We start from the raw sequence: 6818 nt of genomic DNA, 5'->3' as shown, positions 1-6818 counted from the left end.
GTGCAGGCCTTCGTCATCGATCTTCAGGTACTCGACGCTGTTGAGCATCTGTACGTGCTTGTTCTTCAGCCCCGTGCGGTGAATCCAGCCGGTAGTCTTGCCCAAACCGTCGCCGACCTTGGATGTCTTGCGCTGCAACAGGAACACCTGACGTGCCGGCGCGTGAGGCTCGGCCTTGATCCCGGCGACACCGCCACGAGCCTCAAGGTGAGTATCGATGCCCCACTCTCTCCAGAACGCTTCGCGGTCCTGGCTGGTGGCGACGCCTTGATGCACGAGGAACTCCGAGACGTCAAAACCGATACCGCCGGCGCCAATCACCGCAACGTTCTTGCCKACCGGCTTGCGCTCAAGGATCACGTCCAGGTAGCTCAGTACCTTGGCATTCTCGACGCCCGGAATCGCCGGCACACGCGGCGCGATACCGGTGGCCAGAATCACCTCGTCATAACCGCCATCCACCAACTGCGCGACATCGACCCGCGTGTTCAGGCATACCTCGACATTCGTGGTCTGCAACTTGCGCTTGAAGTAGCGCAGGGTTTCGAAGAACTCTTCCTTGCCCGGCACACGCTTGGCGACGTTGAACTGACCGCCGATTTCGCTGGCAGAATCGAACAGCGTCACTTGATGACCGCGCTCGGCAGCCACGGTGGCCGCGGACAAACCCGCAGGGCCAGCGCCAACCACGGCAATTTTCTTGATCTGCTGCACCGGCAAGTAATTGAGCTCGGTTTCATGGCACGCCCGCGGGTTCACCAGGCACGAGGTCAATTTGCCGCCGAAGGTGTGGTCCAGGCAGGCCTGGTTGCAGSCGATRCASGTGTTGATTTCATCAGCGCGTCCGGCGGCGGCCTTGTTGACGAACTCCGGGTCCGCGAGGAACGGCCGCGCCATCGACACCATGTCGGCATCACCTTCAGCGAGGATCTGCTCGGCGACTTCCGGGGTGTTGATGCGGTTGGTGGTGATCAGCGGAATACCTACCTCCCCGCGCAACTTGGCCGTGACCTTACTGAACGCGGCACGTGGAACCTTGGTGGCGATGGTTGGAATCCGCGCTTCGTGCCAGCCGATCCCTGTGTTGATGATGGTTGCGCCCGCCTGTTCAATGGCCTTGGCCAACTGAACGATTTCTTCCCAGGTGCTGCCGCCTTCCACCAGATCGAGCATCGACAGACGGAAAATGATGATGAAATTCGGGCCTACCGCTTCGCGTACGCGACGAACGATTTCCACCGGCAGGCGCATACGGTTTTCATAGCTGCCGCCCCAGCGATCAGTGCGGTGGTTGGTGTGGGCTGCGAGGAACTGGTTAATGAAATAACCTTCCGAGCCCATGATCTCGACACCGTCGTACTCGGCTTTTTGCGCCAGGCTCGAACACGTGACGAAGTCGTTGATCTGCTTCTCGATGCCTTCCTCGTCCAGCGCTTTGGGTTTGAACGGATTGATCGGTGCCTGGATCGCACTCGGTGCGACCTGTTTCGGGCTGTAGGCATAACGCCCGGCGTGAAGAATCTGCATGCAAATCTTGCCACCTGCCTCATGCACGGCACGCGTGACGATCTGGTGCTTGAGCGCTTCATCGAGAGTGGTCAGCTTGGCAGCGCCGGAGTACACCCCGCCCTCATCGTTCGGACCAATACCGCCCGTAACCATCAGGCCAACGCCACCGCGAGCACGTTCGGCGAAGTACGCCGCCATACGCTCAAAACCGCCAGGTTTCTCCTCCAGGCCAGTGTGCATCGAGCCCATCAGGGTGCGGTTACGCAGCGTGGTAAAACCCAGGTCCAGCGGGGCCAGCAGGTGCGGGTAATGAGCGGCGGTCATCGATAGCTCCACAACGAACGATCACGGAAAAAGTGCGGGCGCTCTTTGGCACCCATCGGTTATGTGCCACAGACTAAGAGCAGGCCTGTCATCGCTCAATGACCGTAACTGACAACTTATTGATCCAAACGCGCAGCACCACTTGGCATTCCTCGGCATGGGGCCTACCCTAGTCGGCGAATCCTGCACAAGGCCGCTTATTGTTTCCCCATGCGCAAACTTCTTTATCTGACCGTCACCATGGCATTTGTCGCCCTCATCGCCGCTTACGCAATGTGGGCCGCTGATCGCCCGGTTGGCCATTACCTCTCGGACCTGCGCATCAACCTCGCCGTTAACCAGGGCGTTCCTGCCGATCGCGGCAACCTGCTGGGCATCCAGCCCGAGTTGTTCCCCACCGATTATCAAAGCCCCGAGCACCTGCACCGCAAGCTCGCAGCCTATCTGCAGCAGGCTCGCGAACAAGGCCTGCTGAACGAAAAGACCATCGTCGTACTGCCGGAACACATCGGTACCTGGCTGATGCTCAGCGGCGAGAAAGACGAGCTGTATCAAGCCGGCACGCTGGACGAAGCCATGAATTGGCTGGCGGTGAGCAATCCCCTGAGCTTTTTGCGCGCATTGATCAGCGCCAAGGGCGACAACCGCCTGGATGACGCGCACCTGCGGATGAAAGCCAAAAGCATGGCCCGGCAGTACCAGGCGCTGTTCGGTGGGCTGGCCAATGAGTTCGGCATCACCCTGGTGGCGGGCAGCATCGTGTTGCCCGACCCCAGTGTCAGCGACGGCACGCTGAAAATCGGTCGTGGTGCGTTGTACAACAGCAGCCTGGTGTTCGGTCGCGATGGTTTACCGATTGGCCAACCGCAGCGCCAACTGAGCCCGGCCTTCGTTCATCGAGGCTATATCCAGCCGAGCGCCAATCAAGCGATCAATGTCATCGACACCCCGGCCGGACGCCTGGGCGTATTGATCGGCAACGACAGCTGGTACCCGGACAACTATCGCAAACTCAATGATCAGGGCGCTCAGTTGATCGCCGTGCCGGCCTTTATCATCGGCCGAAACGCCTGGGACAAGCCTTGGCGCGGAGACAAAGGGCCATCGACCCCGAGCGAAATCGGCCTCCAGCCCGGCTCGCTCAGCGAAGGTCAGGCCTGGCATCGCCTGACGTTGACCAGTCAGCGCCCGGTCAGTCAGGCCGGTGCTGGTGTCAGCGTGTTCCTGCGTGGACAATTCTGGGATCAGGGCAGCGCCGGCCAGAGCTTTCTCAGCAGCAACGGCCAACACTTCGCCGACCGCGAAGCCCGCGGCGCACGTTTGCTCAATATCTGGTTGTAAGTGATGAAACCACAGCCGATGCGCCTCGGAGATCTGTCAGTCGGCTTCGTCCATAGCCTGGCTGACGCTGTGTCCAGCCACGGTCTGGACCCGCAGCCGCTGCTGGAACAATACGGACTCGACTCCGCGCGGTTAGCCGAAGCCGGCGCGCGGCTGTCGATCCCGCGCTACATGCGCCTGGGCCACGCGGCCATTCAACTGACCGGCGACCCGGCGCTGGGCCTGCGTATGGGTCAGCTCAGCCGCCTCAGCCAGGTCGGGCTGGCCGGCGTGACTGCCGCTCAGGCGCCAACCGTGCGCGAAGCGGCGCGTTGCCTGATTCGCTTCGAGGCCCTGTATGGCTCCAATTACCGCGGCCAGTCGAGTTTTCATGAAGATACCCAGGGTGCATGGCTACGGTTCTATTCCATCAGTCCGTACAACACCTATAACCGCTTTGTGGTGGATTCGATCATCGCCAGCTGGTTGCAGCAGTTATCCAGCCTGTGCCGCCAGCCGCTGCGCGCCGAATGCATCGACATCGAGTTTGCCGAGCCGGATTACCGCGAGCGCTATGCACTGCTGGGTGATTGTCCGATCCAGTTTGGTGCCGAGCACAACCAACTAAGGCTGAGTCAGGCCAGCCTGGCACTGCGCAACCCCGAGCACTGTCCGAGTACCTGGCGTCTACTGCTCAAGCTGTGTGAACGGGAACTGGAACAATTGACCCGCACCCGCAGCCTGCGTGAACGCATCACTCAGTTGCTGGGGCCGTTGCTCAATGGGGGTCGAGAACCCGACCTGGAAGAAGTGGCGGCACGCCTGAAGCTGCCGACCTGGACCTTGCGTCGCAAGCTCGCCGAAGAGGGTACGCAGTTTCGCGCGATTCTCAACGACACTCGCCGCGATCTGGCCATGACCTACATCCGTGACACGGAACTGGCCTTTGGCGAGATCGCCTACCTGCTGGGGTTTGCCTCGGCCGAAGCCTTTCAGCGCGCCTTCAAACGCTGGAACAACCAGACACCTGGCGAGTTCCGTCGCAGTCACAGGCAATCAGCCTGACGGCCGGCCTGCAGCTGCTTTGTTACAACTCGGTGGCGTCTTCGGCTGGCTCCAGAGGGTCCAGTTCAAACGCCTGGTATTCAAGCAGCTCTTCTTGGTAATCGTCCATAGAGATGTCCTTTTGAGTCGAGTTAAACCGTTATGCCAATGACCTTCGCCCTCAGCATAAAGTGCCCGTATGAAAGAAAAATGACGCGGGCACAGCGCAACGTTCCTGCTAGTAAAACGTAGCAGGCACTCAAGAATTTATCACGGGGGACTTTGAATAAAAGCTGAAGAAAATCAGCCTCTGGTGGCGCAGATGCATCTGAAGAAACACTGCAGGATCRGCCATTGACCCTACAGTGCTCGACTTCTGATTACTTGCCGGACGATGGCAGTGCCGGAATTGGCTCGGTCGGCGCCGGCAATGAACTCGAATTCGCCGGTGGCGTGACGACTTCAGACACCGGTGTCGGCTCGGCATTGCTCACAGGTGCAATAGACGCCGCTGCAGGCGCCGATGCGGCGGATATAGGCTCTATCGGCGCACTCTCCGCTGGCGCTGGTGCAGCCTTCGCCGGCTCGGCAGGCGCTGGCACGGCCGGCGCTGGAGTTGGCGCTGGCGTCGCTGCAGGCGTGGATGTTGGCGCTGCAGGGGCTGCTGCGGGTTCAGGCACACCCAGATCGGCCTTTGGCTTCTCGACGATATGCGCCTCTTTCTTCACCTCAGGCGGCAGGAACAGCTCGACCAGGGTGAAAAACCGCTCGTAGAACTTCCCGGAGGACACGGTTTCACTGGCAACCTTGACCATCGAATCATCGGAAGAACCAATCGGCATCGACACCGAGCCCAACACACCGACACCAAGGCTGGCAGAGTTGTTGGTTTTCTTCAGCGCGTAGCGGTCCTGCAAGGCATTGGCGAACATCGTCGCGTGATGCTTGCTGTCTTCGGCGCAGACCACGTTGAAGCTGATCTCCATATGCGTGTCGCCGGTCTGCTGAAAACTCTTGTGACCGCTGACCAGTTTCGGGTCAGTGCTGGTGATGATGTAGCCCTGGCTCAACAACGCCCGACGGGCGGCCTCGCAGGAAGCAACATCGGTAACCGGGTATTTGCGCGAAAACGTCCCGGAATCATCGAAATTTTCATGCTCATAGATGGCCTGTTCCTTGGTACAACCGGCTGCTGCAGCCAGTACCAACGCCAGCCCGGCGGCACGCACATGGAATGATTTGAACATTGAACATCCTGAAGAAAACGATCCGGGGCCTATTGTGCAACAGATCACCCCGTAACGGCGCATGGATTAGTGTCTTGTAAACGATACAAGTTTACTGACCTTCGTTTACCGGAAAAAGTCGCAGCCACAAATGATCGATGAACACCCGTAATCTGCCCGCTGCGCGCTGACTGGATGGCCAAAGAATTCAGTCGACCGTCGAGCCGCACAAAACAAAAGACCCCGGCCTTTCGGCCAGGGTCTTTGTTTACCACTAACGGGTCAGTCAGGCATCAGTAACGCTTGATGTCCGCCTGGCTCTCCAACTGCTTGCGATAGGCCGCAAAGTCTTGCTGGCCAACGCGCGACGCGAGGAAGCGACGATACTGTGCCTTCTCTTCTTCAGAAGGCGCTGCGGCTTCGCTCACACCGTTCAGGCGCACGATCACCAGACTACCGTCAGGCAGGGTCACGCTGCTGAAAGTCGGCTTGTCCTTGGCTGCAGGCTTGGGCATGCGGAACAACGCTTGCAGTACGGTTGGGTCAACCCCTTCCTGAGCACGTGTTGCCGCGTGGGTGACTTTCCAGCTCTGGCTATCAAGCGGCGTCTTGCCATCACGCAGACTGGCGATCAGCTCATCAGCCTTGGTCTTGGCAGCGGCACTGGCGTGCTCCTTGGTCAATTGCACGCGAATGCTCGCAGCAACGCTTTCCAGTGGCAGCTGTTCAGGCTTGCGATGCTCTTTGGCACGCAGCACCACAACAGTTTCCGGATCCAGCTCGATGCCGGTGCTGTTCGCACCTTCATTCAGCACTTCCGGGCTGAACGCAGCAGTGACCACGGCACGGTTGGCCGCGATACCTTCACCACCTTCACGGCCAAACGGTGCGGACGTGTGGACGGTCAGTTTCAGGTCCGCAGCGGGTTGAGCCAGATCGGAGGCTTCGAACGCGGCATCTTCCAACTGCTTGGTCGCATCCACAAAACGCTGCTCGACCTGTTGGGTTTTCAGTTCCTTGGTCAGCTTGTCTTTCAGGCTGGCGAAGCTCGGCACTTGCGGTGCTTCAACGCCCAACAGCTTGATCAAGTGGAAACCGAAGTCAGTGTGCACCGGCGCCGACACCTGGTCCTTGCCCAGCGCATACAGCGCTTTCTCAAAGGCCGGGTCGTAAACGCCCGGGCCAGCGTAACCGAGGTCACCGCCGTTGGCAGCCGAACCTGGATCCTGCGAGAACTCCTTGGCCAGCGCCTCGAAGCTTTCACCCTTGGCCAGACGCGCCTGAATCTCCTCGATCTTCGCCTTGGCTTGCGCCTCGTTCACCTTGTCATTCACTTCGATCAGAATGTGCGCAGCCCGGCGCTGTTCGGCCAGGTTCGCGGTTTCTTTCTGATAC

The 6818-nt window shown here is 59.7% G+C and carries 5 protein-coding genes; 2 read left to right on the top strand and 3 right to left on the bottom strand.

Annotated elements, in window-relative coordinates; genetic code table 11:
- Positions 1-1833, bottom strand: a 1833-nt coding sequence (locus AC1DH9_RS18055; RefSeq protein WP_477808525.1) for a 2,4-dienoyl-CoA reductase FMN-binding domain-containing protein, incomplete at its 3' end; no start/stop codon positions are given.
- A gap of 210 nt (positions 1834-2043) precedes the next feature.
- On the opposite strand from AC1DH9_RS18055, the gene AC1DH9_RS18050 reads away from it, so the two are divergent.
- Positions 2044-3174 (top strand): nitrilase-related carbon-nitrogen hydrolase, encoded by a 1131-nt coding sequence (locus AC1DH9_RS18050; RefSeq protein WP_427545306.1) that lies wholly within the window; start codon positions 2044-2046, stop codon positions 3172-3174.
- A 3-nt stretch (positions 3175-3177) separates the two neighbouring features.
- Complete coding sequence (locus tag AC1DH9_RS18045; protein WP_427545304.1) at positions 3178-4218, top strand: AraC family transcriptional regulator; 1041 nt, start codon at positions 3178-3180, stop codon at positions 4216-4218.
- Positions 4219-4577: 359 nt separating this feature from the next.
- Here the strand turns inward: AC1DH9_RS18045 and AC1DH9_RS18040 are convergent, their stop codons facing one another.
- Together AC1DH9_RS18040 and AC1DH9_RS18035 are read right to left on the bottom strand one after the other, a co-directional pair.
- Positions 4578-5444 carry a DUF2242 domain-containing protein gene (locus AC1DH9_RS18040; RefSeq protein WP_427545302.1) on the bottom strand — a complete coding sequence of 289 codons (867 nt, stop codon included), beginning with the start codon at positions 5442-5444 and terminating at the stop codon, positions 4578-4580.
- 272 nt (positions 5445-5716) lie between these two features.
- On the bottom strand, positions 5717-6818 hold a 1102-nt coding region (locus AC1DH9_RS18035), incomplete at its 5' end, for a peptidylprolyl isomerase (RefSeq protein WP_477808524.1).

The sequence above is a fragment of the Pseudomonas sp. 05T35 genome (assembly GCF_056396605.1).
This window is presented reverse-complemented; position numbering and strand designations above follow the sequence as displayed.

Coding starts and splice junctions, on each gene's coding strand:
- AC1DH9_RS18050 (WP_427545306.1), top strand. CDS start 2,044: ATGCGCAAACTTCTTTATCTGACCGTCACCATGGCATTTGTCGCCCTC.
- AC1DH9_RS18045 (WP_427545304.1), top strand. CDS start 3,178: ATGAAACCACAGCCGATGCGCCTCGGAGATCTGTCAGTCGGCTTCGTC.
- AC1DH9_RS18040 (WP_427545302.1), bottom strand. CDS start 5,444: ATGTTCAAATCATTCCATGTGCGTGCCGCCGGGCTGGCGTTGGTACTG.